Genomic DNA, 716 nt, shown 5'->3' with positions numbered 1-716 from the left:
TTTCGGAACGGGAGGCGGCTCAGATGCATCATCAGCGCCAAGCCGGCCAGACGCCGTGCCGTTTTCGCATCCGCGGACCCGGGCCCCGGAGGTCACCACATCGTCTGGCGCGCCCGCTCGGCCCAGGACGCGTCGTAGGCCTCGCCGCCGACGCGCCCCCCGCTCAACCCGGCCAGGATCTCGCCGGGGCTCGGCAGGGTCTTCGGATCGACGTGGCTGTCCGGGCGCCACAGGCCCGAGCGGATCAACGCGCGGGCGCATTGGAAGTAGACCTCGCCCACGGTGATCACGAGGGCGGTGCGCGGCGCCTTGCCGTCCACCGCGAAACTGGCGAGCAGGGCCGGATCGTCCTCCACCACGGCCCGGCCGTTGACCCGCAGGGCGTTGCCGATGCCCGGGATGAGGAACATCAGCCCCACCCGCGGGTCGCGCACGACGTTGCGCAGGCTGTCGATCCGGTTGTTCCCGCGCCGGTCCGGCAGGATCAGGGTCCGGGGTCCGGCGACGCGCACGAAGCCCGGAACATCGCCGCGCGGCGAGCAGTCCAGCCCCTCCGGGCCGACGGTCGCCAGGGCGACGAAGGGCGCGACCGCGATGAAGCGCCCGTAATCCGGGGTGATGTGGTCGGCGACCTTGGTCGTCGAGGCCTCCCCGACGGCCCCGGGGGCTCCGTAGATGCGCTCCAGCTTTTCGATCGTCTCGACGGCCGCCATCGG

At 72.5% G+C, this 716-nt stretch carries 1 protein-coding gene; it reads right to left on the bottom strand.

Annotated features, from left to right (window positions below; all coding sequences use genetic code 11):
* Positions 1-92 precede the first annotated feature (92 nt).
* A complete protein-coding gene (locus tag AC6EUL_RS22875) occupies positions 93-713 on the bottom strand; it encodes a pyridoxamine 5'-phosphate oxidase family protein (RefSeq protein ID WP_499872910.1) in 621 nt (206 codons plus the stop codon).
* Positions 714-716: the final 3 nt, after the last annotated feature.

The sequence above is a fragment of the Methylobacterium sp. 001424705 genome (assembly GCF_059816145.1).
This window is presented reverse-complemented; position numbering and strand designations above follow the sequence as displayed.

Coding starts and splice junctions, on each gene's coding strand:
- AC6EUL_RS22875 (WP_499872910.1), bottom strand. CDS start 713: ATGGCGGCCGTCGAGACGATCGAAAAGCTGGAGCGCATCTACGGAGCC.